Origin of the sequence: Phytobacter diazotrophicus, assembly GCF_052061655.1 — a bacterium.
In the GTDB taxonomy this organism is placed as follows: Bacteria; Pseudomonadota; Gammaproteobacteria; order Enterobacterales; family Enterobacteriaceae; genus Phytobacter; species Phytobacter diazotrophicus.
The window spans coordinates 2,628,404-2,652,211 of record NZ_CM125428.1; the positions used below are offsets into that span (position 1 = coordinate 2,628,404).

The 23,808-nt window shown below is 54.4% G+C and carries 24 protein-coding genes and 2 pseudogenes; 11 read left to right on the top strand and 15 right to left on the bottom strand.

Going from position 1 to position 23,808, the window contains the following annotated elements:
• Nucleotides 1–9 precede the first annotated feature (9 nt).
• Nucleotides 10–3,117 (bottom strand): annotated as a pseudogene (locus ACS0RQ_RS12925) (beta-galactosidase).
• Between the two features lie 202 nt (nt 3,118–3,319).
• Here ACS0RQ_RS12925 and ACS0RQ_RS12930 point away from each other — a divergent pair.
• Nucleotides 3,320–4,390, top strand: coding sequence for a LacI family DNA-binding transcriptional regulator (locus ACS0RQ_RS12930; protein ID WP_271850555.1), 1,071 nt, complete (start codon nt 3,320–3,322; stop codon nt 4,388–4,390).
• Between the two features lie 99 nt (nt 4,391–4,489).
• Here the strand turns inward: ACS0RQ_RS12930 and ACS0RQ_RS12935 are convergent, their stop codons facing one another.
• Nucleotides 4,490–5,023 (bottom strand): carboxymuconolactone decarboxylase family protein, encoded by a 534-nt coding sequence (locus tag ACS0RQ_RS12935; RefSeq protein WP_271850554.1) that lies wholly within the window; start codon nt 5,021–5,023, stop codon nt 4,490–4,492.
• Nucleotides 5,024–5,144: 121 nt separating this feature from the next.
• Between ACS0RQ_RS12935 and ACS0RQ_RS12940 the strand changes: the two genes are divergently transcribed.
• Entirely contained in the window at nt 5,145–6,095 is a 951-nt protein-coding gene (locus ACS0RQ_RS12940; protein ID WP_271850553.1) for an AraC family transcriptional regulator, read from the top strand.
• Nucleotides 6,096–6,097: 2 nt separating this feature from the next.
• Here the strand turns inward: ACS0RQ_RS12940 and ACS0RQ_RS12945 are convergent, their stop codons facing one another.
• Genes ACS0RQ_RS12945 through ACS0RQ_RS12960 form a run of 4 tightly spaced genes read right to left on the bottom strand, consistent with a single transcriptional unit; the run spans nt 6,098 to nt 9,888 of the window.
• Nucleotides 6,098–7,033, bottom strand: coding sequence for a GlxA family transcriptional regulator (locus tag ACS0RQ_RS12945; RefSeq protein ID WP_039078904.1), 936 nt, complete (start codon nt 7,031–7,033; stop codon nt 6,098–6,100).
• 10 nt (nt 7,034–7,043) lie between these two features.
• Nucleotides 7,044–8,243, bottom strand: a complete 1,200-nt coding sequence (locus ACS0RQ_RS12950) for an MFS transporter (protein ID WP_271850585.1) — start codon at nt 8,241–8,243, stop codon at nt 7,044–7,046.
• A 41-nt stretch (nt 8,244–8,284) separates the two neighbouring features.
• Entirely contained in the window at nt 8,285–9,046 is a 762-nt protein-coding gene (locus tag ACS0RQ_RS12955; protein WP_334312440.1) for an SDR family oxidoreductase, read from the bottom strand.
• Between the two features lie 26 nt (nt 9,047–9,072).
• On the bottom strand, nt 9,073–9,888 hold the full coding sequence (locus ACS0RQ_RS12960; RefSeq protein WP_271850551.1) for an SDR family NAD(P)-dependent oxidoreductase: 816 nt from the start codon (nt 9,886–9,888) through the stop codon (nt 9,073–9,075).
• Nucleotides 9,889–10,167: 279 nt separating this feature from the next.
• On the opposite strand from ACS0RQ_RS12960, the gene ACS0RQ_RS12965 reads away from it, so the two are divergent.
• On the top strand, nt 10,168–10,716 hold the full coding sequence (locus ACS0RQ_RS12965; RefSeq protein ID WP_132441142.1) for a thioredoxin fold domain-containing protein: 549 nt from the start codon (nt 10,168–10,170) through the stop codon (nt 10,714–10,716).
• 77 nt (nt 10,717–10,793) lie between these two features.
• Here the strand turns inward: ACS0RQ_RS12965 and ACS0RQ_RS12970 are convergent.
• Nucleotides 10,794–10,889: pseudogene (locus ACS0RQ_RS12970) on the bottom strand (MBL fold metallo-hydrolase); the annotation flags it as partial.
• Between the two features lie 48 nt (nt 10,890–10,937).
• The gene (locus ACS0RQ_RS12975; RefSeq protein ID WP_039078909.1) at nt 10,938–11,669 is read right to left on the bottom strand and encodes an SDR family NAD(P)-dependent oxidoreductase; all 732 of its coding nucleotides are present in this window, start codon (nt 11,667–11,669) and stop codon (nt 10,938–10,940) included.
• A gap of 99 nt (nt 11,670–11,768) precedes the next feature.
• Between ACS0RQ_RS12975 and ACS0RQ_RS12980 the strand changes: the two genes are divergently transcribed.
• The 3 genes from ACS0RQ_RS12980 (at nt 11,769) to ACS0RQ_RS12990 (ending at nt 13,457) form a co-directional block, all read left to right on the top strand.
• Nucleotides 11,769–12,155, top strand: a complete 387-nt coding sequence (locus tag ACS0RQ_RS12980) for a winged helix-turn-helix transcriptional regulator (RefSeq protein ID WP_271850550.1) — start codon at nt 11,769–11,771, stop codon at nt 12,153–12,155.
• Between the two features lie 360 nt (nt 12,156–12,515).
• Nucleotides 12,516–12,677, top strand: a complete 162-nt coding sequence (locus ACS0RQ_RS12985) for a hypothetical protein (protein ID WP_158276519.1) — start codon at nt 12,516–12,518, stop codon at nt 12,675–12,677.
• Between the two features lie 582 nt (nt 12,678–13,259).
• The gene (locus tag ACS0RQ_RS12990) at nt 13,260–13,457 is read left to right on the top strand and encodes a hypothetical protein (protein ID WP_039078911.1); all 198 of its coding nucleotides are present in this window, start codon (nt 13,260–13,262) and stop codon (nt 13,455–13,457) included.
• Between the two features lie 290 nt (nt 13,458–13,747).
• Here ACS0RQ_RS12990 and mgtS read toward each other — a convergent pair whose 3' ends face one another.
• Nucleotides 13,748–13,843, bottom strand: coding sequence for a protein MgtS (gene mgtS / locus ACS0RQ_RS12995; protein ID WP_271850549.1), 96 nt, complete (start codon nt 13,841–13,843; stop codon nt 13,748–13,750).
• 109 nt (nt 13,844–13,952) lie between these two features.
• Nucleotides 13,953–14,957: a transcriptional regulator FtrA gene (gene ftrA / locus ACS0RQ_RS13000; RefSeq protein ID WP_039078913.1), complete on the bottom strand. Its 1,005-nt coding sequence runs from the start codon at nt 14,955–14,957 to the stop codon at nt 13,953–13,955.
• A gap of 67 nt (nt 14,958–15,024) precedes the next feature.
• Here ftrA and ACS0RQ_RS13005 point away from each other — a divergent pair, with 67 nt between their 5' ends.
• From ACS0RQ_RS13005 to ACS0RQ_RS13015, 3 genes are all read left to right on the top strand, one after another.
• Nucleotides 15,025–15,420, top strand: a complete 396-nt coding sequence (locus ACS0RQ_RS13005; RefSeq protein WP_039078914.1) for a rhodanese-like domain-containing protein — start codon at nt 15,025–15,027, stop codon at nt 15,418–15,420.
• A 153-nt stretch (nt 15,421–15,573) separates the two neighbouring features.
• Entirely contained in the window at nt 15,574–16,680 is a 1,107-nt protein-coding gene (locus ACS0RQ_RS13010; RefSeq protein WP_039078915.1) for a cobalamin-independent methionine synthase II family protein, read from the top strand.
• 156 nt (nt 16,681–16,836) lie between these two features.
• Nucleotides 16,837–18,066 (top strand): MFS transporter, encoded by a 1,230-nt coding sequence (locus ACS0RQ_RS13015; RefSeq protein ID WP_271850584.1) that lies wholly within the window; start codon nt 16,837–16,839, stop codon nt 18,064–18,066.
• Between the two features lie 14 nt (nt 18,067–18,080).
• Here ACS0RQ_RS13015 and ydeE read toward each other — a convergent pair whose 3' ends face one another.
• Entirely contained in the window at nt 18,081–19,268 is a 1,188-nt protein-coding gene (gene ydeE, locus ACS0RQ_RS13020; RefSeq protein WP_110295260.1) for an efflux MFS transporter YdeE, read from the bottom strand.
• A 194-nt stretch (nt 19,269–19,462) separates the two neighbouring features.
• Between ydeE and eamA the strand changes: the two genes are divergently transcribed.
• Nucleotides 19,463–20,356 carry an O-acetylserine/cysteine exporter gene (gene eamA / locus ACS0RQ_RS13025; protein ID WP_079498234.1) on the top strand — a complete coding sequence of 298 codons (894 nt, stop codon included), beginning with the start codon at nt 19,463–19,465 and terminating at the stop codon, nt 20,354–20,356.
• 38 nt (nt 20,357–20,394) lie between these two features.
• Here the strand turns inward: eamA and marB are convergent, their stop codons facing one another.
• From marB to marR, 3 genes are read right to left on the bottom strand one after another with little or no spacing between them, the layout of a single operon-like run.
• On the bottom strand, nt 20,395–20,610 hold the full coding sequence (gene marB / locus ACS0RQ_RS13030) for a multiple antibiotic resistance protein MarB (RefSeq protein ID WP_271850547.1): 216 nt from the start codon (nt 20,608–20,610) through the stop codon (nt 20,395–20,397).
• A gap of 31 nt (nt 20,611–20,641) precedes the next feature.
• Entirely contained in the window at nt 20,642–21,025 is a 384-nt protein-coding gene (gene marA, locus ACS0RQ_RS13035) for an MDR efflux pump AcrAB transcriptional activator MarA (RefSeq protein WP_139153698.1), read from the bottom strand.
• A gap of 18 nt (nt 21,026–21,043) precedes the next feature.
• Nucleotides 21,044–21,478 (bottom strand): multiple antibiotic resistance transcriptional regulator MarR, encoded by a 435-nt coding sequence (marR, locus tag ACS0RQ_RS13040; protein WP_039078921.1) that lies wholly within the window; start codon nt 21,476–21,478, stop codon nt 21,044–21,046.
• A gap of 239 nt (nt 21,479–21,717) precedes the next feature.
• Between marR and ACS0RQ_RS13045 the strand changes: the two genes are divergently transcribed.
• Complete coding sequence (locus ACS0RQ_RS13045; RefSeq protein ID WP_271850546.1) at nt 21,718–22,392, top strand: MarC family NAAT transporter; 675 nt, start codon at nt 21,718–21,720, stop codon at nt 22,390–22,392.
• Between the two features lie 95 nt (nt 22,393–22,487).
• Here the strand turns inward: ACS0RQ_RS13045 and ACS0RQ_RS13050 are convergent, their stop codons facing one another.
• Complete coding sequence (locus tag ACS0RQ_RS13050) at nt 22,488–23,690, bottom strand: sugar transporter (RefSeq protein ID WP_271850545.1); 1,203 nt, start codon at nt 23,688–23,690, stop codon at nt 22,488–22,490.
• Nucleotides 23,691–23,808: the final 118 nt, after the last annotated feature.

The window sequence follows — 23,808 nt, forward strand, 5'->3', positions numbered from 1 at the left end:
CCCCGATTATTATTGGAAGTGGATCGTTAACTGATATTGCCATCGTGTCTCAAGCAGCAACCATTGCCGCAGTACGCTGGGCGTCCAGGAGTCATCACCGCCGATACCCATATGCTAGCCATCGAGGGTTATCCAGACGCCATCTTCCGGCTGCATCCTGTGCCAGTGGTCGGTCTCCATTAATTGCGCGGTACTATAGGGCTGCACAGAGAAATGAAAATCTCCCGCGACGTGCCAGTGCCCCCAGTCCAGTGCTTTGTTATCGCAACGCAGGCCGTTTTCGCCGGGGAAAATGTAGGGTGTTGTCATCTCAGCGAGCGGTAACGCCCAGCGGGAAAAGCAGGCACTGGCGCGCCGATCCGGGTAGTTCTCATGCGGGCCGAAGCCCAGCCAGGAGACAGGTTGGGACTGATCCGGCACCTGGAAATTCAGCCCGACACGCGGCAGCGGCGGTAAAGTGCCTGCGCGTTCGCCATCGACCGCCAGATGCAGCTTGCCTTCGGCATCAAAGGTCATTCGCCAGTGGCTGACAATTACCACGCCATCGCCGCTCTGGTAGTGCCAGCGGCTGTCTATCACCACCTCATGGGCCAGACGTTGCGCCTCACACTGCACACAGCGCGCGGTGAGGTTATACAACCCCGCGCTCTTCCAGCGCTCGGCCCAGGCGTTAGGATCGATGCGTTCCACTTCGCTGACACCAATGTCATTGTCCAGCGGGGCACGCACGAACTGATCGCGCAGCGGTGTCAGTAACTGTTCCACGCCGTCGACCTGCCAGTGGGTAAGCAGCCCACTTTGCCTGTCAATAACCCACTGTTGGCTGCCGCAGCGTATCGTCCAGGCGCTGTCGCTGCCCTCAAGCTCTGGTGCATTCGCCGGGCGTACAGGCGTTCGCAGCACCAGCGGGGCGGCGAGAGCGAACTGCTGCCAGGCGACACGATGCCCGGCTTCTGACCAGGCCGTGGCCTGCGGCTGGATAACCTCCAGCGTCAGCCACACCTCTTCGGCACCGGTGGGCAGCGTCAACGTCTTCGCGAGCGTCAACGCATTGTGCCCCTCCGGCGAGATATCCAGAGCTACACTGCCATGGGCAACGGTTTCACCTGCGGCCTGAACCTGCCAGTGCAGTGTTTCGTTGTCCGTCGCGCGGAACAGATATTCGCTGGTAATACTGATGCGCAGCGGGTTTTGCGCCAGCAGCGTAAACTGGAAAAATTGCTGGGCATGTTTGGCCTCAATAAGTGAAGGGTGAGGGCGGCGGTCGGGGAACACCAGACCGTTCATACAGAACTGCCTGTCGTTGGGTTTATCGCCAAAATCGCCGCCGTAGGCCCAGCCGACGCTGCCATCGTCAAAGGTTTTGGTGATCGCCTGATCGGCCCAGTCCCAAATAAAGCCACCCTGCAGGCGTGGATAATCACGAAATGCCCGCCAGTAATCCGCAAAGTTTCCCAGGCTATTGCCCATCGCGTGCGCGTATTCGCACAGGATGAGCGGGCGCTGCTCACCCGGCAGGCTGATCCACTTTTTGATCCCCCATTTCGGTACCGCCGGTATCAGCAGATCGCTCTCCACGCGGGCATACATCGGACACAGAATGTCGGTTGTCGTGCTGTTTGCTCCGCCACCTTCGTACTGCACCGGGCGTGACGGATCGTTACGCTTAAGCCAGTGGTACATGGCTTCATGGTTACCGCCACCGCCGGATTCGTTGCCCAGCGACCAGATAATAATCGACGGGTGGTTGCGGTTGTTTTGCACCATCCGTGTGACGCGAGCGCTGTATGCCGGGAGCCATGACGGATCGTCAGAGAGACGACTCATGGGCACCAGACCGTGGGTTTCAATATTGGCCTCGTCGATGACGTACAGACCATAGCGGTTGCAGAGTTCATACCAGCGCGGGGCGTTGGGGTAGTGGGAGCAGCGCACGGCGTTAAAATTATTCTGCTTCATCAGCCGAATGTCCTGCACCATATCCTCTTCGGTGACAACCTGGCCGCGCTGGTGGTGATGCTCATGGCGGTTGACGCCGCGGATCAGCAGCGGTTTGCCGTTGAGCTTCAACAGGCCATTGTCAATTTCAACCTTACGAAAACCGATGTCCCAGGCTTCGGCTTCGATCAGCTCATCGCCGCGCCACAGGGAGACCACTGCGCGGTAGCAGTTCGGTGTCTCCGCACTCCACAGCGCCGGGCGTTCGACCGGCAGGCGCATCACCGCGCGTTCGGCATAGTTGCCGCGCTCATCAATCACCGGCGAACCGGGCGGTTGCTGATGATTGACGATGCGCTGTGTGTCGTTCCACAACTCGACGTTGACCGTCAGGTTCTCGAGCATTTGCGTCGGGGCGGCGACGATGACGTTAACCACCAGTTCAGCGTCGCGATACAGCGCATCGAGCTGTGGGGTGAGCTGGACATCGCTCAGGTGCAGCGCAGGTTTATGCAGTAGCCAGACCGAACGGAAGATCCCGCTCATCCGCCACATATCCTGATCTTCAAGCCAGGTCCCTGCGCTCCAGCGCATCACCATCACGCAAAGGCGATTCTCGCCGGTATGAAGATAAGGGCTCAGATCGAAGGCCGCAGGCAGGCGGCTGTCCTGCGAGTAACCGACCCATTCACTGTTACACCACAGATGAAAGGCAGAATTAACACCATCAAAGATAACCTGCGTTTGCCCTTCATCCAGCCAGTGCGCATCGACGTTAAGCAGCAGCGAGTAGCAGCCGGTCGGGTTCTCTTCCGGCACGCGCGGCGGGGTGGTTGCAATGGGGTAACGCACATTGCTGTAAATAGGTGTGTCATAACCTTCCATTTGCCAGTTCGAAGGAACTGGCGTGCTGCGGCTACCGGGCAGATCGCTTTCCAGCCAGGAGGCGTCCACCTCAAACGGGCTGCGCGCCAGGGCAAACTGCCACTGTCCGTCCAGCAGACGACGGTGCGTTGAGGGCTGATTTTCCTTTGCGGCATAAACGTCTCGCCAACTGGTAAACGTCGGGTGAGCCGCTAGGCGGTTAAGGTGCGTAATGGTCTGATTTTGCCAGTCTTCACGGGCAAGCACATCGTGGAACCGGGGGCCACGACGCGCGTGGGAATCGTAATGTTGCATCGCTATACCTGATAATAAAATGAAATGTCATTCGCCCGACAAGATGGATGAGTTATCAGATATTTTGTTTGGTGCCACAATATTGGGGAAAGTGAAACCCATTCACGATCACGAAACCATGCCAAAGTCGCCGTTTTTTGTCGTCTTTTCGACATAGAATGTTAGCGAGCGACATTGTTATCACAAGGTTAAGGAGAGGGCGATGCAACGCCGTACGGCAACACTGGAAGATGTGGCGCGTGAGGCGGGTGTCTCGGAGCAAACCGTGTCACGCGTGCTGAATAAACCCGAGGTGGTGGCTGAACGTACCCGCGATAAAGTCATCCGCGCGATGCAGGCGTTGCACTATGTGCCGAACCGCTCGGCACAATTACTGGCCGGGAAATCGGCGCCGTCGATTGGCCTGATTACCGCGTCGTTAACGCTGCATGCCCCTTCGCAAATAGCCGCCGCGATCAAAAGTCACGCCAGCGCCCACGAGCTGGAGGTGGCGATCGCGATGCCCGCGACGGCCGATTACCCCTCATTACAGGCGCGACTGAATGAGTTTCGCGCGCAAAACATCCGCGGCGCGATTATTAATCTGCCGCTGGAAGGGAGCATTGCGGAAAAACTGGTGAGTGAGAACCCGGATATCTGCTGTCTGTTTCTGGATATCTCGCCGGAGACCGATGTCTGCTGTGTGCGCTTTGATCACATGGAGGGCTGCGGTGCCTGCGTCACGCATTTGTGGGAATTAGGGCATCGGGAGTTTGGCTTACTGGCGGGGCCGGAAAGTTCGGTCTCCGCGCGGATGCGGCTCAGTAGCTGGCGTGAAGCATTGCATCGTCACGGTGTGCGTAATGCGGTGACGGTCTTCGGCGACTGGAGCGCGGCCAGCGGCTGGCACAAAGCTTTTGAGCTGTTACATCAATATCCGAAGATCAGCGCCATTGTCGTAGCGAACGATCAGATGGCGCTGGGGGTGTTGAGCGCGCTGGCACAGCTCAATCGCACCGGTAGCAGGGCAGTATCTGTCACCGGCTATGACGACACAGCGGATAGCCTCTATTTCCAGCCGCCTCTGACTACTGTCGCGCAGGATTTCAACAAGCTCGGTAAGCGCGCCGTGGAGTTGTTGATTCAGCAGATGGCCGCCCCGCAGATGCGGATCCGTGAGCTGTTGCCGACGCGTCTGGTTATTCGCCAGTCTACCTGGCCGTACGGAGGCAGTGATGAAGATGAAAAAGACGATTTACTCAGGCAATTAAAAACGCTGGTGGAAAAATTGTAGTGCGTCAGGCCGTGCCTGCCCGTGAGAAAGGCGGAGCGGGTAATGATGTGCAAAGGAACCCGTCACCGCCATGATAGAAATCTTAATGTCCGAGTGTGTTTAGTTTACGGGTGGAAAATCCACCACGGTATTGTTGACGCGGTTGACCATGTTGGTGAACAGAATCGCGCTGATCGCACTGATTATTTCTATAACCTGGTGGTCGTTAAAACCTGCCGCCAGGAAGCGGGTTACCGTCTCTTCCGCCAGCGTTCCGCGGGTTGAGACCACGGTTGCGACGAATTTCACCAGCGCATCAATACGGGCATCATCCGGATATTCGCCCCGGCGCAGTGCCTGCGTTTGCGCGAGGCTGTAACCGGCCATTTTGCCCGTTAAGGTATGCGCGGCCAGGCAGTAATCGCAGCCGGAGAGTTCACTCACGACCAGGTTAATGGCTTCCAGCTCCTGTTTACTCAGCGTACTTTTTGCCAGCGTGGCATTGTGTTGCAGCGCCTGGCCCAGGATCTCGGGCGCGATACCTATCGTCTGATACGCGTTTGGCACTTTACCCATTGCGCGTTTGATCATTGTGAAAAGTTCGGCAGTTTTGCCTGTGGCATTTTCGACCTGAATTGCGGTTAAACGGCTCATGGTGTTCTCCTGTCAGTTAATGTGCGCCACCGTATTGGCGATGGACACATCATAGGGCGCAGGCCATGCTATTATTGCCCCCAAATCCGCTATTTTTTGTCTTATCGTCTCAGGAGTGCGCGTGGATAACCTCAGTTCATTACTGGCTGTGCTGGCACCGCAATGCGTGGTTAACCTTCATTGTCGGTTTAACGGGCGATGGGCTGCTGACCATCAGCAACTGCCAGCCGGCATTGTGCCATGGCATGTCATTATGCGGGGGGAGGCGCGCCTGCACATTGCAGGTAAAACCCTTAACGTGCGTGCCGGAGATATTCTGCTGCTTCCTCAGGGTTCGCCCCATATCCTTGAAAGCCTGGTGGACTGGGGACAAGTGGTACCCGCGCAGGGGCATCATAATGGCATTTTGACGCAGGTACGCACGGAAGGTCCGGGACCGTCCGTCGAGGTGTTGTGCGGGGAGTTTTATTTTGGGGCGGACTGCACCTGGCTGTTCGCCGAAGAGAGCGAGCTAATCCATCTTCAGCCTGCGGAGCGCAAAAGCTTTCCGGAGCTGGAAATGTTGCTGACGATGTTAGTCCGTGAAAGCCAGAACAGTTTGCCAGGCAGTATGGCGATGGTTAAAGGGCTGGCAAATACGCTGCTGGCGATGATGCTGCGGATTTTACTTTCACTGCGAGAACCGCCTCCGGGTATGCTCCGGCTGATGAGTGATAAGCGTCTGACGCCTGCGTTATTAGCAGTGTTCGCGGATCCGGCGTACCCGTGGACCCTTGAGTTAATGGCTGAGCGCTGTTTTTTATCGCGCGCAACCTTTGCCCGATATTTTGCGCACAGTTATCACCAGACGCCACAATCGTGGCTGACACATTTGCGTATGGCGCTGGCCTCGCGGTTACTAATTGATGAAAGGGTTCTGGCGGTGGATATCATTGCCGAAAGGTGTGGTTTTTTGTCGCTGTCATCATTCACCAAAGCCTTTAAAAAACGCTATGGCATCACCCCGTCCGTCTACCGAAAAGCGAGTCTGCAAAAACCGGGGACGCGGGCAGACACGCACCTTACTGCTTAATACTACCTGCCCGTACGGAGTGACTGCGGCGGAATACCATAGCCGCGAATAAAAACCTCCCGCATATGACGCCGGTCGCGAAAACCGGCTTCACGGGCAATGGTATCCAGGGAGAGGCGGCTTTGTTCAATCATCAATCTTGCCGCTTCCAGCCGTAATCCTTCGATAGCTTTCGCCGGAGATTTCCCCGTTTCCTGACGAAACAGGCGGCTGAGCTGGCGGGCGCTGACATGCACGGCATCGGCCAGCAGTTCTACCGTCAGCGTTTTATGCAGGTTGTTGCGGGCATATTCGAGTGCGCTTTGCAGGCGATCTGAGCGAGGCGCCAGCGCCAGCATTTCGGAATGCTGTGTCTGGCCACCTGAACGGCGCTGATTCATGACCAGGCGATGTGCCACAATACGGGCAATCTCCGCGCCCAGATCTTTTTCCACCATACCGAGCGCCATATCCAACCCGGCGGTCATCCCTGCCGAAGTCCAGATGGTGTCATCGATAATAAAGATACGGTCATCTTCAAGCTGAACGCCGGGATGCAGCGTGGTGAAACTGCGGGAGTGCGCCCAGTGTGTGGTGGCCCGTTTTTGCGCCAGAAGCCCGGCCTGTGCCAGCACAAAGGCGCCGGTGCAGATGCCCGCGATACGGCGTGCTTTTCGGGCAGAGGTTTGCAGAAAATGAATCACCGCCGGGCTTGCGGGCTCCTCTACCGGGGAAAGCACCCCCGCCACCAGCCAGGAATCAACCAGGGTTTCGTCGCTCAACTGTTCGGAATCCACGCCAATACCAGAGGAGGAACGCACCTTGCCACCGGATTCGGAATAGACTGTCAACTGGTAAAAAGGCTTTTCAGCCACGAAGTTGGCAAACTCAAATACCGTCAATGTCGACAATGCCAGCATCTGAAAGTGGTCAGAAATAATCAATCCTATCCGGTGCATTGCAACCTCTTTATGGCAATTCAACATTTACCCATTGCGCAGAACGGGCGCGTAGCCGCTCCGATATACCCAGGCTGGCCAATGCCAGCAACAAAAACAGCATCGAGCTTATCATCACACCGTAAAAACCGCTCAGAGGATAAAGCCAGGACGCGACCGCTGAGCCAAAACCAATACCGCAGAACATAAAGGCGCTGGTTAAAGCCAGCGAAATCCCCCGCGTTTCTGCTGAGGAGATTTCCACGATGCGCCGCTGCTGCGTTGGCCATAGCAGGTCCGTTGAAAAGGCCCACACCACCAGCAGGATAAACAACCACGCCAGTTGAGCGGGTAGCAGCGTTATCAGCAGCATATCTGCGACCAGCAAGGTCATACCGATGATCAGTAAACGCTCCGCACTGTAAACGCGTGCAGCACGACTGACAAAAAGGTTGCCCAGTATGCCTGCCACGCCAATAACCGTTAACGCGATAGAGACATCGGTGGCCGCACCGTGCCAGCGGTCGCGGATCATCGGCGAGATAAACGCATACATATCGTATACCCCGGAGGTGATAAAAAAGACCACCAAAAACGCGGACAGCGATTTACCGTCGGTCAGCACCTGGCCGACATGACGCAAACGGATATCGACGCCTTTAACCTCATTCGGCACCAGCAGCCACACACCTGTAGCGGTGATCAGACTTACCAGCGCGACAAGGGTAAACAAACACCGTGCCCCCCAGGCATTGGCTATCCACGCGGCCAGCGGAATACCCACCATACTTGCCATCGACACGCCCAGCAAAATCATGGCAATGGCGCTGCCACGCTCCCTGGGGGACACTAACTCAGCGCCCAACGCCACCAGCACCGGACCTATCAGCGACGCCCCCAGCCCCATCACAATACGCGATATGACCAGCAATGCGTAATTCGGCGCGACGGCAAAAATAGCGGCCCCCAGCGCGAACACCAGCATGCCTGCCAGGACCTGGGTTCTGCGCATCATCGTGCCAAACATCACTTGCGCCAGCGGCGCACCCAGGGCAAACGTCAGGCCGAAAATAGAGAGCAAACGGGCGCTTTGCGCATCGCTCAGTCCCCATTCATGGGAAATGGGCGCCAGGCTACCGGCAACGGAAAGGGAACCTGTTGCCTGAATAAAATAAGCAATACTCAGCGCCCAGAGCGCGCGGCGTTGCGGCGTGGAAATGTGGTTTTGCATCATAAACTCCAGCGAAGGGCAGTTGCCTGCCCGACATCCGATCACGCAACCGGGATTGGGTTTTCAACCATCGCCTGATTAAACGCGTTCACCATTGCGTGTTCATTCGCACCGGGGTTGGCGCGGGCAGGGAGCACGCTATCGACAATGGCTTCGGGGTTATCCGTAGCCAGTTTCTCGAAGGTCTGTTCGATAAAGTCTGCTAAGGGCATTGCCCGTGCATCGCCACTTTTGTAGATCAGATCGGTGTCCACCCACGGCGGTGCAATCTCTATCACGCTCACTCCCGCGTCGCGGAGCAAAAAGCGCTGGGAAAGGGTATAAGAGTGGATCGCGGCTTTGGTTGCGGAATAGAGCGCGTTAGTGACCAGTGGCAAAAAGGCCAGTATGGAACTGTTGTTGATCAGTACCGCATCATCTTGCTGTTTCAGATGCTCAACAAACGCGGCGCTCACCCGAACGGTGCCCAGCAGATTGGTATCCAGCAGCGTGGTGGCAATCTCGTCATCCAGTTCCGCGGCGGGATTATCAAACGGCATAATCCCTGCGTTATTTATCACTACGTTCAGCGCCGGATAGCGAGACAGTACTTGCTGTGCCGCGTTTTTAATATCTGAAGCACTGGTGACATCCAGGACCACATAATCCATACCCGGATTGGCGGCAGTCACGCTCTCCAGGAGCGCCTTACGACGACCAGAGATGATCACCTGATTGCCAAGCTGGTGAAATTTTTCGGCGATGGCGCGACCAATACCTGAGGTGCCGCCCGTAATAAAAAGAGTATTTCCGGTGAGTTTCATCATGTCATTCCTGTTGGATAAAAGGGTTAGCGACCAGCGCTGTCGCGGTAGCGTTCAGCCGGGGTATTGCTCGAAAGGTGTTGCATCATGGCCTTGCGGCTGTTTTCCATCGCCAGCCACTCTGCTTCGTTGTGCAAAGAAGGGATGGTGACAAGTTCACCGCGCAGAAAGCCCGCGAGCGCGGCATCCACCAGGTCATAAGGGCTCATAACTATCGCTTTATCGAGTTGCTCCAGCGGGAGTCCGCCGTTATCCCAGAACGGTGTTGCCGTTGCGCCTGGCAATACGGCCTGGATCTGTATTCCTTTGTCGGCCAGTTCGTGGTGCAAGGAGTGACTAAAGGCCAGCACAAAAGCTTTTGTTCCGCCGTAAACACCGTTTAACAATTCCGGTGCGATGCTGACGATGGAAGAGATGTTGATGATGGCGCCGTTGCCACGTGCGACGAATCCGGGAACAACGGCGTACGTCAGGCGAGTCAGCGCAACCACGTTCAGGTTAATCATCGCCTGCATCTGGTCGACATCGCTGGATAACAGCGGCGTGTGTGTGCCCGTGCCCGCATTGTTGACCAGTAAAGTGATGCTGGCATCGTCGCGCAGTTTTTTCTCCAGGGCGTTAAGTTGTTGGGCATCGCCAAGATCGGCCGCCACCACCTCAACATTGCGGGCCGTATCGGCGGTGATATGGCTTGCCATCTGATTCAGGCGGTTGTGATTGCGGGCAACAATAATCAGGTCGTAACCCATGCGTGCCAGGCGATTGGCGTAAATAGCACCGATGCCGGTTGATGCACCGGTGATCACGGCTGTGCCTTTACTGGAGTGTGTAGCGATGTTCATAGCAGGTTCCTTTCAGTCACAATTGATTCGATGGAAGAATCATAAGGAAGAAAGGAATGGCTTAAATGACGATAATGGGCGTTATTCAGGACATTATGGATGCACCAGTGTGGTGGCAGGTGATGTCGCAGCTTCACTGTTCGGACTTGCGGGGATGACCTGCTTAAACGAAACGACACACAGTTATGCAATAAAATGCTGAAAAAATAATGGATAAGGCGTTTACTGGCACCGTCACAGTAGCGTTAATCCGATACCAAATCAGGAAGGAAAAAGGGAATGAGGGGTTTTCTTAAAGCATTAAGTGCAGTTTTTATGATTTCAGCCAGTTCTGCAGCGCTGGCGTCGTCTGTCCCCGCCACTGATACCACGCCGCAGATGGCCTATGAAGATATCTCACACTCTTTACCTGCGCTTGAACCTATTACCTTTCAGGCCAGTCCGGAAAAACACAAGTTGTTAGTTTTTGTAGATAATCAGTGCGTCTATTGCAGCTTCGTCGTCAAAAATATAAAGAAATATACGGATGCAGGTTTGACCATGTCATTTCTGACAGTGGTTCCGTCATCAATAAAAGATTCGGTTATCGAAGATATGGCCAGAGTATGGTGTGCGTCAGATCGTCCGAAAAGCCTGCAAAATGCGATGGCGGGATTTTTACCGGCAAATGACAGCACGGAAAAATGTAAAAATCTGATCATTCAACAATCTGCACTTGCAGACCGGCTGGGCGTAGAGGTAACGCCCGCGATGGTTGTGCTCGATAGCTCCGCCCATACTTTCCTGGGCAGCGTATCGCCGGACAGAATTCTCTCTGAATTACACTAATATACTGCACAGGCGGCCAGTCACGACGTGTTTCATTGCCAGAACGGGCCGCTGCTTTGGCGATGTGGATATTAGATGATCGTGACACTGGGCTGTGGAAATTGCACCGCAGCCACATGAACAAGCTTGCCAATAAAGACAATTTTTACCCCTTTGTTTTCCAGAATATAAAAGGGTTTGATTAAAGGCCGCATAGCGGCCTCTTTACAGCACGGTCTTTATTACACCTGGGTCAGCCCGCCATCGACGCAAATTTCCGCACCGGCGATATAGCGACTGTCATCACTGGCAAGGAACAGCGCGGCGCTGGCAATTTCCTCCGGCGTGCCCATTCTGCCTAACGGAATGGCGCTAATGATCCCCTGACGGAACGCCTCCGATGCGGCGGCCATCATCTCCGTGTCCACCGGACCAGGTGCGACGACATTCACCCTAATACCGCGAGGGGCGAGTTCACGTGTCCAGGTACGTGCAAAAGATCGCAGTGCGGCTTTGCTGGCGCTGTAGACCCCATAACCTTCCGAGCCAATAACGTCGGCTATCGAACCAATTAACACCACGCTGGCGCCGGGTTTCAGCAGGGGCAGGGCCGCCTGCAACGCAAACACCGGAGAGCGGACATTCAGCCCAAAAATCTGCTCAAAATGATCGGCGGAAATCTGTTCCAGCGTCGCATGTTCCGACATACCGGCGTTAATCACCAGCACGTCAATATGACCGGATTCGGCCTGCACTTTTTCCATAATTCGGATGAGCTCGCTTTGTTGGCTGACATCGGCGCGCAATGGCAGGGCATTGTTTCCGATGGTGGCAGCGGCGGCCTGCAACTCTTCATCCCGACGAGACGTAAACCAGGTGGCGGCACCTTCGTGGGCGAAACGTTGGCTAATCGCCAGACCGATGCCTTTGGCTCCGCCCAGTACGACGGACACTTTATTATTGAGTCTGTTCATCATTGCTCTCCTCAGTGAGTGGAAAACAGATGATATAAGTTTTATATTTAGTATCAATTACGCACTTTGTTTATACCAGATATCAATGGATATACCGACATGACAAAAATTGATTGCAACAGCCTGAGAGAAGTAGGAAAAACGCGTCCGGTGCTTGAGCACATCACCAACAAATGGTCGATTCTGATCCTGACCGTACTGTGCACGGAACCCTCGCGCTTCAATGAGATCCGTCGCCGCCTGGATGGCATTACCCACAAGGCGCTTGCTGATGCTCTCAAGCGCCTTGAACGCAACGGTTTGATATACCGAAAAGTGCTGCTCACCATGCCGGTTGGGGTGGAATACAGCATTACCCCTTTAGGACATTCGCTGCGTGAACCTTTCGAGGCGCTTTACCACTGGGCGCTGGAACATGGTCCGACTCTGGAGGCTGCGCAAAAAGAGTATGACAAACAGCGACATGAGGAAGAATCCGTCGTCTGACAGAACGTTTTGCTGCTAAAAGAGATATCCCGTGGGTTATTTTTAAGCGGGATACTGAGCGTCAAAGCGTATTTCTGAAACAGACTGGTAAAATAGCCGCGTGTTTGCGCAACGCATTATTTATTTTAAATGCAACTTTCATATGAAGGATGGCTGAATATCTTTTGTACGTTTGCTTGTATATCAGATACGCAAATTTAGACGTATTATGTTAACATTTGTGCCACCACAATCTGTATCCCGTTAGTTTTTTTCATAAAACAAAATAAATAGATGATCTTTATCATTACGCTCAAGGTTTACCCTGACTACAATAAAATAAAGCAAGAATGAATTGCGCTGTAGAGGTAGGGGATGAATATGAAATGGATCCGTTATAAAAAAAGATTGCATCGGCTAACTACCATTATCCCCGGCTGCGAATATCGGCTGGCCATTCCCGAAGAACGGGCGGCAGTAACCGTTGATCGCGTCGCACTGGAAAAGGTCGTCCGCGAACATTATGGGCTGAAGTGGCACTGAATAATAATGCAAGATTAGCTGCATAATAAACGCCCTGGCGAAGGCCGGGGTTTAAATTTTATCCTCTCTTATACCCCTATTTGTTTATCGTCTTCTTGCCTGCGTATTTTTACTCTTATGCTCCGTTAAAAATGGCACCTGCCTGGTCTGTAAAAGGCGGTCATGATCTTCAGTCTGACGATGGCGGTTTTATTGCGCACAGGGGTGACCTCTTTCGGCCCGTTAGGAGACAGCACTGCCGCAGAAGAAGGCAACGGATACGTTACATAACGCGCTTACCTCTCACGCTTTAGTCGCAGAATGTCAGGTTTCGTTACATTTTTTTTCGCCTGCGGGGCAGAGAATGCTACCAGGCAACGCTCTGCCGACATGGCAGTTTTGCCCGTTGCAAAATCAGATGATTAGCCGGAATTGATGTCTTTCGTCTCTATTATCAGGATACGCAATATGGTGACTTCCCCTCTAAAAACCCTGCATTCAGTAAGATTTTTATCGCTTTTTAACCTCGATGAATGGCGGCCTGTAAACCCTATGCTAAATTTTTTCTGACCCAACAAAGAGGTCAAAAAGTGAGGGAACGGTATGAAATTCAATGACGAGCGTACGGGACTCATTGGATTAGCCATTGGGGCCGCCGTTATTGGGCTGATTTCGGGCGGTAAGGTTATTAATCGGGACAATATCATCGAAGAGATAGAGCGTCAGGGCAGAAACAGGGGCGACGGGGTGGAGGACGCCATTTTTACGCAGGCAGCGAGTCTGGTAATGAAAGGGAAATAAAGGCCCACTATTTTGCGTGGCGTCACATTAAGGCCATGACAAATGTGATTCCGGGGCTTAGTTTGCCATCGTTTAGTCTTTATTTAGGAAACGATGGGTAGATTAAACGTGATCCGTTAATCCTGTGGCTACAGGGTAGCGTATAGACCAAAACACAAATCTATCCATGCAAGCATTTTACCGTCAGTGTGAACTGGCGGTTTTTTTTTGCCTGCATTACGACAAAAAAGAAGGCCCCTCGCGGCGTATCGGCGCGAGGGGCCTGTTTAGTGGGGGATTATCTCCGTTCATTAGTCGTCCCATTTATGGCTAAAATAAGCAGCAAGAAAACCAGAAAATAAAATGATTCCCAGCACTGTAATAAAAACATGCATATTTCCTAACATGGATACTCTCCTTTTATCGAATAATACTAACCTCACTTACCTTTCGTTATTTGCCGCGTTGAATGGAATACTACCTCATTGAATCTAAACAATAGCTTAATTATGTGAACTATTTATTCACCAGCGTAAATTTTTTGCGAAATTGTCCTGGGGTGAGTGCGTAATGTTGCTGAAAATGATGACGCAGGGCGGCACCATTGCTAAAACCGATTTGTTCGGCAATCACGTCGATATTCATTCGTGACTGGGTTAGCAACTCTTCGGCCCGCCGCAGACGGGCCTGCAAAATCCAGCGGGCGGGTGTAGTGCCCGTGGATTCCGCAAACCGGCGTAAAAACGTGCGCGGGCTCATGCCGACATGACGGGCCAGCGACTCAACGGTATGGCTTGCGGCGAGTTGCTGGTGCACAAAATCAAACAGTTTACCCAGCGACTGGCTCTCCCGCGAACGGGCCACCGGTGCCGTCACTTTTTGCGTCTGTGTCCCGTCGCGGTGGGGCTGAACCACCAGACGCTGGGCAACATTATTGGCGATGTCGCGACCGAAATCGGTGCGGACAACATGCAGACACAGATCGATGCCTGCCGCGCTACCCGCAGAGGTCATCACGCGGCCCTCATCATAGTAGAGCGCATCTTCCAGCACCTCGATTGCCGGATAGCGCTGACGCAGCAGATCAGTGTAGCGCCAGTGGGTTGTCGCTTTTCGTCCGTTGAGGAGCCCGGCCGCGGCAAGCACGAAGACCCCGGAGCAAATAGACATTATCCGGCATCCGCGCTGATGGGCCTGGCGAAGTGCCTGGCAAAGCGTCTCCGGTACCGGCATTTGCGCGCCGCGCCAGCCTGGAACAATGATTGTATCGGCCTGTTCGAGCAGTTCCACGCCGCCTTCGGTCACAATGCGGATACCGCCGGTCGCACGCAGTTCCCCTTCATCCACCGCCGCAACGGCGAAGCGATACCAGTTCTCGCCCAGTTCGGGGCGTGGCAGACCAAAAATTTCCACGGCGACGCCAAACTCAAAAGTACATAAACCGTCATAAGCGAGAGCGACGACCAGGTGTTGATGTTCGTGGGGCAGTGAAATTGTCATGTTTTTGCGGTTATCTGGCATAAAGCTATACAGTCGCTGTGTCCTGTTTTCGTTACATTAGTGTTAACACAAACCTGGAGAAAGCACTATGAGCTATGTATCGGAAGTTCCTGCCGCCTCACCTGAGATTACCGCCAGCCACTTTTTGCGCCGCCTGAGCGTCGAGACAGATTGCGCCGACGTTCACCACGCGTTAAACCACGAGGAGCAAGATTTTGTGTTGTTACATGTGGTGGGCAGCCCGGAGACCTTCGCCAGGCGCCATATTCCCGGCGCGATCCATCTGCCGCATTCGCAAATGACACCAGAACGCATGGCGCAATGGCCCCAGGATACCCTCTTTGTTGTCTATTGCGCAGGCCCCCATTGTAATGGGGCAGACCGTGCGGCGCTCAAACTGGCGCGGTTGGGGCTGGCGGTGAAAATTATGATCGGCGGGATAACCGGCTGGGAAGATGAAGGGTACAGTTTCGCGGCAAGATGAATTTTTTTCATGTGTGATGAGAAAATCTCGTTTGCCACACAGATGCTGCGTATGACATTTTATTTGGACGTTTAGCCATCCAGAAGGCTAAAAATTCAAATAATGAACTATCACGCCGGGAAACTATCTGGCCCGGCGTGCAAGGAGATCACCATGCAGCAGCGTCATCAGGCCCCGTTCCGCGCAGACGTAGTAGGCAGCTTCCTGCGTCCGGATGCCATTAAACAGGCTCGTCAACAATTTGCGCAGGGCACAATCAGCGCACAGCAACTGCGTACAGTGGAAAACGAGGCTATCCGTCAGGTGGTTCAGCAGCAATGTGACTGCGGCTTGCATGTGGTGACCGACGGGGAGTTCCGCCGCGCCTGGTGGCATTTCGATTTCTTTGATGGTCTGCAGGGCGTTGAGCGTTACGACGCGGATAAAGGCATCCAGTTCAATGGTGTGCAGACCAAAGCACACGGCGTGCGGGTGACCGGGAAACTCGGTTTTGGCGATCACCCAATGCTGGAAGACTTTGTTTACCTGAAAAGCATCAGCGGTAATGCCCAGCCGAAGATGACCATTCCAAGCCCGAGCGTGCTGCATTTCCGTGGTGGCCGTAAAGATATCGACGCCACCGTCTACCCGGACCTGGCAGACTATTTTGACGATCTTGCGACCACCTGGCGTGACGCGATCCATGCGTTCTACGCCGCAGGTTGTCGATATCTGCAACTGGACGATACCGTCTGGGCCTACCTGTGCTCTGACGATCAGCGCCGCCAGATAGTCGAGCGTGGTGAAGACCCGGATGAGCTGGCGCGAATCTATGCCCGCGTACTGAACAAAGCGCTGGAAGGCAAACCGGCGGACTTAACGATTGGTCTGCACGTCTGTCGCGGCAATTTTCGCTCTACCTGGATTTCCGAAGGCGGCTATGAGCCGGTGGCGAAAGTATTGTTTGGCAGCGTGAATGTCGATGCGTTCTACCTTGAGTATGACAATGACCGCTCCGGTGATTTTGCGCCGCTGCGCTTTATTCGCCCAGGCAAACAGCAGGTGGTGCTGGGGCTGATTACCACCAAAAATGGGGAGCTGGAGAACCCGGAAGGCATCAAAGCGCGCTTACAGGAAGCGGCGAAATATGTCAGTCTGAACCAGCTTTGCCTGAGCCCGCAGTGTGGTTTTGCCTCAACGGAGGAGGGGAACACGCTGACAGCAGAGCAACAATGGGATAAAGTGCGCCTGGTTACGCAGATAGCGGAAGAGGTGTGGTAATCCGCCAGTCATAACGACAAACAGAATACTTTGGACATGCAGGTCACCCTGCATGTCCTTTCTTTATTTATTCGGCCAGGCCAGAACCAGACACAAGGGAGCCATTAATGGCGACAAAAAGGGATAAATCGGAGCAGATTTGTGGACACTGAGGTGATGGCGTCGCGGGGCCAACGGGCCTTTCACTCTCCTTCTTTTCGCTACCTGTTCTTTGGCCGCCTGCTGACCGTGCTGGGAAACGGCATTGCCCCGATTGCGCTGGCGTTTGCGGTGCTGGATATCGGCGGCTCCGCGACGGACTTAGGGCTGGTTGTGGCGGCACGTTCACTCTTCAACGTTATCTTCTTGCTGCTCGGCGGTGTGCTGGCGGACCGCTATTCACGAAGCCTGGTGCTGGTCTCCTCTTCGCTGGTAGCGGCAGTGGCCCAGGGGATGGTGGCCTGGCTGGTGCTCGACGGCAGCGCAACCATTATGCTGCTGGCTGTGCTCGGCGCGCTTAACGGCGCGGCGGCAGGCATCGCGTTGCCTGCCTCTTCGGCGATGGTGCCGCAGACGGTGCCCCTGCGTACCCTGCGGGAAGCGAATGCTCTTATCCAGCTTGGCGTGTATGGCGGTACGGTGATTGGTGCGTCGCTTGGCGGTATGCTCACCAGCACTATCGGTCCTGGATGGGGGCTGGCGATTGATGCGCTTGGCTTTGCGGCCTCGGCTCCGCTCTACTTACTGATTCGTGTTGGGGCAATCGCATCACATGAAACGCAATCAAATATCCTGCAGGATTTGCGCGATGGCTGGAAAGAGTTTATCGCCCGTACCTGGGTCTGGGCGATTGTGGTGCAGTTTACTATTGTCAATGCAGCCTTTAGTGGGATGGCGATGGTACTCGGCCCCATCGTGGCGGATGAAACCTTTGGCCGTACCGGCTGGGGGCTCGGCGTGGCGGCGCAGAGCATTGGCCTGATTGCCGGTTCGCTGATTGCGCTGCGCTGGCGTCCCCGACGCGATCTGTTTATTGGTGTGATACTGGTTAACTTTTGCGCGTTGCCGTTGCTGGCTTTGGGAATCTATCCCACGACGACCGCATTGATGGCTGGTTTCTTCCTGGCCGGCGTGAGCTTTGGTCTGTTTGGCGTGGTCTGGGCGCAGTCACTGCAAACCCATATCCCGCCTGAAAAACTGGCGCGGGTGTATGCCTATGATGCGCTGGGCTCGTTTGTTGCGATCCCGGTTGGTGAAATTGCCGCCGGTCCGCTGGCGCAGCACTATGGCAGCACGCCTGTCCTGTTGGCCTGCGCGCTGGCGGTGGTGCTGGCGACGGTGGCGGCCTGCTTTGTTCCCGCCATTCGTTTGCTCGACAACTCGCCGCAGATCCGCCCGAACCGCTAAAGCACAGACGGGCGTTAGCTTGTCTGCAACGCACCCAGTGGTTTTGCCTGCATCCCCCGCAGCATCATCAGCCATGCCAGCACGATGGTGACCATCATAATGACAAAGAGCGTCCATGCCGGCAGGGTGGTCAGGATAATCCCGGTTAACAGCGGGTTCATTGCCGCGCCCAGCCAGCCCAGCGCCTGGGCTGAGAAGTAGCTCGCTTTCATCCCCGGCGGGGCAATGTTATCGATCAGCATGTACTCGCCGGGGGCATAAATCACTTCGCCAAGGGTAAAGACGGCGGCCGACACGCCCCAGAACCAGAGATTATCCCCTGAGAACATAAACCCGCCCAGCCCCAGCACAAAGCAGACGGTGCCGAAGGCCATTAACGGGCGCAGGTTGTTTGCCGTCAGCTTACTGCCCAGCCCATATTGCAACGTTACTACTACTGCGGCATTCACCGGCAGTACTACGGCAACGACCTTCTCGGCAAAGTCGCCGTCGGCGATTGACATGACATACTGCGCAATACAAGACGCAAACGACCCGGCGACAAAGGAGGCCAGCAGTCCGGATAAGGTAAACCAGCGTAGCGCGCGGTCACGCAATAACACCGATGGCGACCAGGCCACGCTGTTTTCGCTGCTCTGCGCCACGCGCACGCGGCGAACAAATAGCTGAATAAACACCAAGGGTATCGCGGAGCAGAAGGCCGCGAGCCAGAAGGGCAGATTGATGCTGTACATGACCAGCATCGTGCCGATCGGCGGCCCGACGGTCCAGCCGATATTAATAAACGTATAGTTGAGCGAAAAAATCCGCGCTTTCGCCGCCGCGCCCAGCGTATCGGAAAAATAGGCTTTCAGAACGGTCGAAAATACCGAATAGGCGCAGTTAATGAGCGAGAAAAATAACACCACCAGACCGGCATGGCTGACCAGTGGAATCGCGCTAAAACCCAGCAGGAAGACGGCGATGGCCAGCAACATATAGCGCTTTTTATCGAATTTATCCGCCAGGATACCGAAACCAAGACTAAAGACCACGCCAATGGTCAACGCCGTCGTCATCGCGTAACCCACCTGGTCAACGGACATGGCGTACTGGCGATTGAGATAGATAGTCATGAATGGCAGCGTTGCGCCGCGGCCAATGGTTAACAGCAACGACGACGCCAGTAGCGCGGCGGTAGAGCGCTTTTGTGTTGAGATCATTTTCCTGCCCGACAATGCCTGTTGTTATAGTTTTTTGTGATGTCTAACAGCAATAACATGCATAAAGCGTGATGTACATCGGTTGATTTATCCGTGGATGCCAAAACTGACCTGCCAAAAATAATGATCTGTCTCTGGACTGTTTTTTGCGTTAACGTAAATTTTTACAAAAGTTTAAAAATCAGAGGCGAAGAATGACGCGTAAAGATGGACTGCTGGCGCTGTTGGTTGTGGTGGTATGGGGCCTGAATTTTGTGGTGATCAAAGTCGGGCTGCACAACATGCCTCCACTTATGCTGGCGGGTTTACGCTTCGTTCTGGTGGCCTTTCCGGCACTGCTGTTTATTGCGCGCCCTAAAGTGCCACTACGCTTACTGTTGGGCTACGGTCTGACCATCAGTTTCGGGCAGTTTGCGTTCTTGTTTTGCGCCATCAAGTTCGGCATGCCTGCGGGCCTTGCGTCACTGGTTCTGCAGGCGCAGGCGTTTTTCACTATCATCCTTGGCGCAGGCGTGTTCGGCGAACGTCTGCAGGGGAAACAACTGGCGGGCATTGCGCTGGCGGTCTTCGGCGTGCTGGTGCTGATTGAGGCCAGCCTGAGCGGGCAACACATCCCGATGATCGGTTTTGCCCTTACCCTCGCGGCGGCGTTCAGTTGGGCCTGCGGCAATATCTTCAATAAAAAAATCATGAGCCACAGCTCACGCCCGCCGGTCATGTCGCTGGTGGTCTGGAGCGCCTTGATTCCGATTATTCCCTTTATGGTGGCATCGCTGGTCTTTGAAGGCCCGGCGTCGATGCGACAAAGCCTGGTCAGTATTGACCTGACGACTATTCTGTCGCTGGTTTATCTGGCGTTTGTGGCGACGATTGTCGGCTATGGTATCTGGGGTTCGCTGCTTGGGCGTTATGAAACCTGGCGCGTGGCGCCGCTGTCGCTGCTGGTGCCGGTGGTCGGGATGGCCAGTGCCGCGCTACTGCTGGGTGAGTCGTTGTCCCTGTTGCAACTTGGCGGGGCGGTGCTGATTATGGCGGGGCTGTACATCAATGTGTTTGGTTTTCGCTTACGTCGGGCAGTTCAGGCGTAAGAGATAAAAAAAGCCCCGCCGAAGGCGGGGCAAAACGATTAGGTGCGCTCGTTGTAATAAGGCACGCCCAATTCGTCGGATTTATCACTCCCGGCTCCCATGTGGTTAAAGTCGAAAGGCGACTGTTCATGGGAGGTGGGCATTACCATTGTGTCACGTGGGTTCTGTTTCGCAGTGTGTGCGAATTGTTCCGCATAACTCTGGCCGGTCAGTAACACCATCACGGTGAGGGCGGCACAGGCAATACGTTTCATGATTTCCTCGATACGTCTTTAAAACAGGCGATTAGCAATTACAGTGGTTTAACGGAAATAGATAGCGAGACTCTCCGGGTATTTCTGTCACACGATACTTGTGTGGCGGCACGTCAAAGTAGTTTTTGAACGTGCGCGTCAGGGTTTGTTGCGATTCAAACCCATAGCGCTCCGCGAGATACAGGATCGGTTCATTACTGCCTTTCAGCTTCTGTGCGATTTCAGTCAGCTTACGGCTGCGAATGTACTGTCCCAGGGAGTGCCCCGTCTCTTTTTTAAACATCCGTTGCAGGTGCCATTTGGAGTAACCCGAACGCTCTGACACTTTTTCCAGTGAGAGCGGCGATTCCAGGTTATCTTCAATCCAGTCCAAAATGCTATGAATAGTGATGGCGTCAGTATTGCGTCTGGACATCGTCATACCTCTTTTTCGTTACGGCAAGATCTTCTTGAGCAAGTGCTCCAGAGTTGCCACTTCTTCTGCCGTTAAGTTTTTTGTTAATTCCTGATGCAGGTTTTGCCCTACTAATTGATGACATTGCTCACATAACGCGGCGCCGTCGGTGGTTAATTGCACCAGCACGCCGCGTTTGTCATGCGGATTAGGATTTCTTTCGATCCAGCCTTTGCAGACCAGTCGGTCAAGCATGCGCGTAAGCGCACCAAGGTCGACAGAGAGGATCTTTTTTAATTCGACCGGGGTGATACATCCCTGGCAGCGGATAGAACAGAGCACCTTAAACTGCGTGGCGGTGACATCCAGCGGCGCGAGATAGTCGTTAAGTAAGCGATCTTTTTTTTGGTTAACCATATGGATCAAGCGACCAAGTGGAATGATTTCGTTAAACAGATCACTTGTGCTTTTCACAGTGGTTGCCCCGGCAAGTATATTAGTCACGGCAGATATTATTGCTCAGGCAAGTATAAGTCAACTGAATGAATTAGCGTATGCCACGATTTGCTAAAGCCGCGTTATGTCTGCTTTTTGCGTTAGCTATGTCTTTGTTTTTTCTTAATTAATAAAGAGATAAGCAAAGCCACTGCCGGGCAGGTCGCGATGAAGATATACTCTCCGGTACGTTTGTTGGCCCTGGAGAGCCTTATTAGATGATGGATTTATTGAAAGTAATTGGCCTTGGACTGGTGGTGATACTGCCGTTGGCAAACCCGCTCACCACCGTTGCGCTCTTTTTAGGGCTCGCCGGCAATATGAACAGCGCCCAGCGCAATCACCAGTCGCTGATGGCCTCTGTCTATGTCTTTGCCATCATGATGGTGGCGTATTATGCCGGGCAAGTGGTGATGAACACCTTCGGGATTTCGATTCCGGGGTTGCGTATCGCCGGTGGGCTTATCGTGGCCTTTATCGGATTTCGTATGCTTTTCCCGCCGCAAAAAATGCATGAAGCGCCGGAGATCAAAACCAAATCGGAAGAGCTGGAAGACGAACCGACGGCCAATATCGCTTTCGTGCCGTTAGCGATGCCGAGTACTGCCGGGCCGGGGACGATTGCGATGATCATCAGTTCCGCGTCGACCGTGCGCGAAAGCAACGCTTTTCCTGAATGGGTGCTGTGGATTGCGCCACCACTGATTTTCGCCACCGTGGCGGTGATCCTCTGGGGGTGTCTGCGCAGCTCCGGGGCGATAATGCGGCTGGTAGGAAAGGGTGGAATTGAGGCTATTTCTCGTCTGATGGGCTTTTTGCTGGTCTGTATGGGGGTGCAGTTTATCATTAATGGCGTGCTGGAAATCATTACGACCTACCACGCCGCTGCCTGATGTGACAGCCGTTACGCTGATGGCCGCCAGTGCCTGATGCGGGGAGATAAATACCGTCAGCGGTAGCGCAACTGCGACCCGCTGACGGTGAGGCATTACATATGGTGCGGTTGCTGCCTTTCTTCAAGCGATACCGGCCAGCGACGGAAAATCACGACCGACCAGACCAGCGCGGCCAGCGCCGGAATGGCACCCGCATAGCCAATGGCTGACATTGACCATTGCAGGCTGATTTGGTTACCGACCAGCGCGCCCGCGCCAATCCCGATATTGAAAATGCCCGAAAACAGTGACATGGCGACATCAGTCGCGTCCGGTGCCAGCGCCAGGACTTTCACCTGCATACCGAGGCCGATAATCATAATCGCGATACCCCAGAAGACGCTCAACACGGCAAGGTTCATCTCACTGCCTGCCGCAGGGCGCAGCAGCAACAGCGAAATGAGCAGCAGGCCAATTGCGCCGCTAATAAGACCGGAGGCATGTTTATTGCCCAGCTTGCCAAACAGCACGCTGCCAAAGATCCCCGCACCGCCGAGAATCAGCAGCAGTAAGGTGGCGAAATTACCGCTAAAGCCCGCCACATTTTGCACGAACGGCTCAATATAGCTGTAGGCGGTGTAGTGGGCGGTAACCACCACGACCGTCAGCAAATAAATCGACAATAGCGCCGGGCGACGGAACAGTTCCGGCAGGCTACGCAGCGAACCGGAGTGCTCGCTGGGCAGTTTCGGCAACAGTTTGATCAGACACAGCAGGGTGACCAGCGCACCAAAACCGATGGCGAAGAAGGTGGTACGCCAGCCAAAATATTGCCCGACGACGCGACCAATCGGAATACCCAGTACCATAGCCAGCGCCGTACCGGTAGCAATAAGACTTAGCGCCTGTGCGCGTTTGCCTGCCGGGGCGAGGCGAATGGCCAGGGAGGCGGTAATAGACCAGAAAATGGCATGGGCGAAAGCGATACCGATGCGGCTTATTACCAGCACATGGAAATTCCACGCCAGGAAGGAGAGAACATGGCTCCCAATAAACAGGACGAACAGGCCAATCAGCAGCTTACGGCGCTCCACCTGGCTTGTCAGCAGCATAAACGGCAGCGACATCAGCGCCACAACCCAGGCGTAGATCGTCAGCATAATACCGACCTGCGGTGTTTCCATGTCAAAGCTTTGCGCGATGTCCGACAGCAGCCCCACGGGCACGAACTCAGTGGTATTAAAAATGAACGCAGCAACGGCAAGCGTCACCACCCGGAGCCACGCGACTTTTCGTGAAACCATTTGTGTTGTCATATATTTTGGGAGCGGTAGCAGGAGAAGAAGATGTGCAGATCTTAGATCTAATTCTGCTCAAAATACAAACTTTTTGTGATCAATGTCTCATTTTTCGGCGGGGCACAACGATGCCAGT

Bases quoted from the DNA above. Each gene is read 5' to 3' on its own strand.
- ACS0RQ_RS12930 (WP_271850555.1), top strand. From the start codon at position 3,320: ATGCAACGCCGTACGGCAACACTGGAAGATGTGGCGCGTGAGGCGGGT.
- ACS0RQ_RS12935 (WP_271850554.1), bottom strand. From the start codon at position 5,023: ATGAGCCGTTTAACCGCAATTCAGGTCGAAAATGCCACAGGCAAAACT.
- ACS0RQ_RS12945 (WP_039078904.1), bottom strand. From the start codon at position 7,033: ATGCACCGGATAGGATTGATTATTTCTGACCACTTTCAGATGCTGGCA.
- ACS0RQ_RS12950 (WP_271850585.1), bottom strand. From the start codon at position 8,243: ATGCAAAACCACATTTCCACGCCGCAACGCCGCGCGCTCTGGGCGCTG.
- ACS0RQ_RS12955 (WP_334312440.1), bottom strand. From the start codon at position 9,046: ATGAAACTCACCGGAAATACTCTTTTTATTACGGGCGGCACCTCAGGT.
- ACS0RQ_RS12960 (WP_271850551.1), bottom strand. From the start codon at position 9,888: ATGAACATCGCTACACACTCCAGTAAAGGCACAGCCGTGATCACCGGT.
- ACS0RQ_RS12965 (WP_132441142.1), top strand. From the start codon at position 10,168: ATGAGGGGTTTTCTTAAAGCATTAAGTGCAGTTTTTATGATTTCAGCC.
- ACS0RQ_RS12975 (WP_039078909.1), bottom strand. From the start codon at position 11,669: ATGAACAGACTCAATAATAAAGTGTCCGTCGTACTGGGCGGAGCCAAA.
- ACS0RQ_RS12980 (WP_271850550.1), top strand. From the start codon at position 11,769: ATGACAAAAATTGATTGCAACAGCCTGAGAGAAGTAGGAAAAACGCGT.
- ACS0RQ_RS12985 (WP_158276519.1), top strand. From the start codon at position 12,516: ATGAAATGGATCCGTTATAAAAAAAGATTGCATCGGCTAACTACCATT.
- ACS0RQ_RS12990 (WP_039078911.1), top strand. From the start codon at position 13,260: ATGAAATTCAATGACGAGCGTACGGGACTCATTGGATTAGCCATTGGG.
- mgtS (WP_271850549.1), bottom strand. From the start codon at position 13,843: ATGTTAGGAAATATGCATGTTTTTATTACAGTGCTGGGAATCATTTTA.
- ftrA (WP_039078913.1), bottom strand. From the start codon at position 14,957: ATGCCAGATAACCGCAAAAACATGACAATTTCACTGCCCCACGAACAT.
- ACS0RQ_RS13005 (WP_039078914.1), top strand. From the start codon at position 15,025: ATGAGCTATGTATCGGAAGTTCCTGCCGCCTCACCTGAGATTACCGCC.
- ACS0RQ_RS13010 (WP_039078915.1), top strand. From the start codon at position 15,574: ATGCAGCAGCGTCATCAGGCCCCGTTCCGCGCAGACGTAGTAGGCAGC.
- ACS0RQ_RS13015 (WP_271850584.1), top strand. From the start codon at position 16,837: ATGGCGTCGCGGGGCCAACGGGCCTTTCACTCTCCTTCTTTTCGCTAC.
- ydeE (WP_110295260.1), bottom strand. From the start codon at position 19,268: ATGATCTCAACACAAAAGCGCTCTACCGCCGCGCTACTGGCGTCGTCG.
- eamA (WP_079498234.1), top strand. From the start codon at position 19,463: ATGACGCGTAAAGATGGACTGCTGGCGCTGTTGGTTGTGGTGGTATGG.
- marB (WP_271850547.1), bottom strand. From the start codon at position 20,610: ATGAAACGTATTGCCTGTGCCGCCCTCACCGTGATGGTGTTACTGACC.
- marA (WP_139153698.1), bottom strand. From the start codon at position 21,025: ATGTCCAGACGCAATACTGACGCCATCACTATTCATAGCATTTTGGAC.
- ACS0RQ_RS13045 (WP_271850546.1), top strand. From the start codon at position 21,718: ATGATGGATTTATTGAAAGTAATTGGCCTTGGACTGGTGGTGATACTG.
- ACS0RQ_RS13050 (WP_271850545.1), bottom strand. From the start codon at position 23,690: ATGACAACACAAATGGTTTCACGAAAAGTCGCGTGGCTCCGGGTGGTG.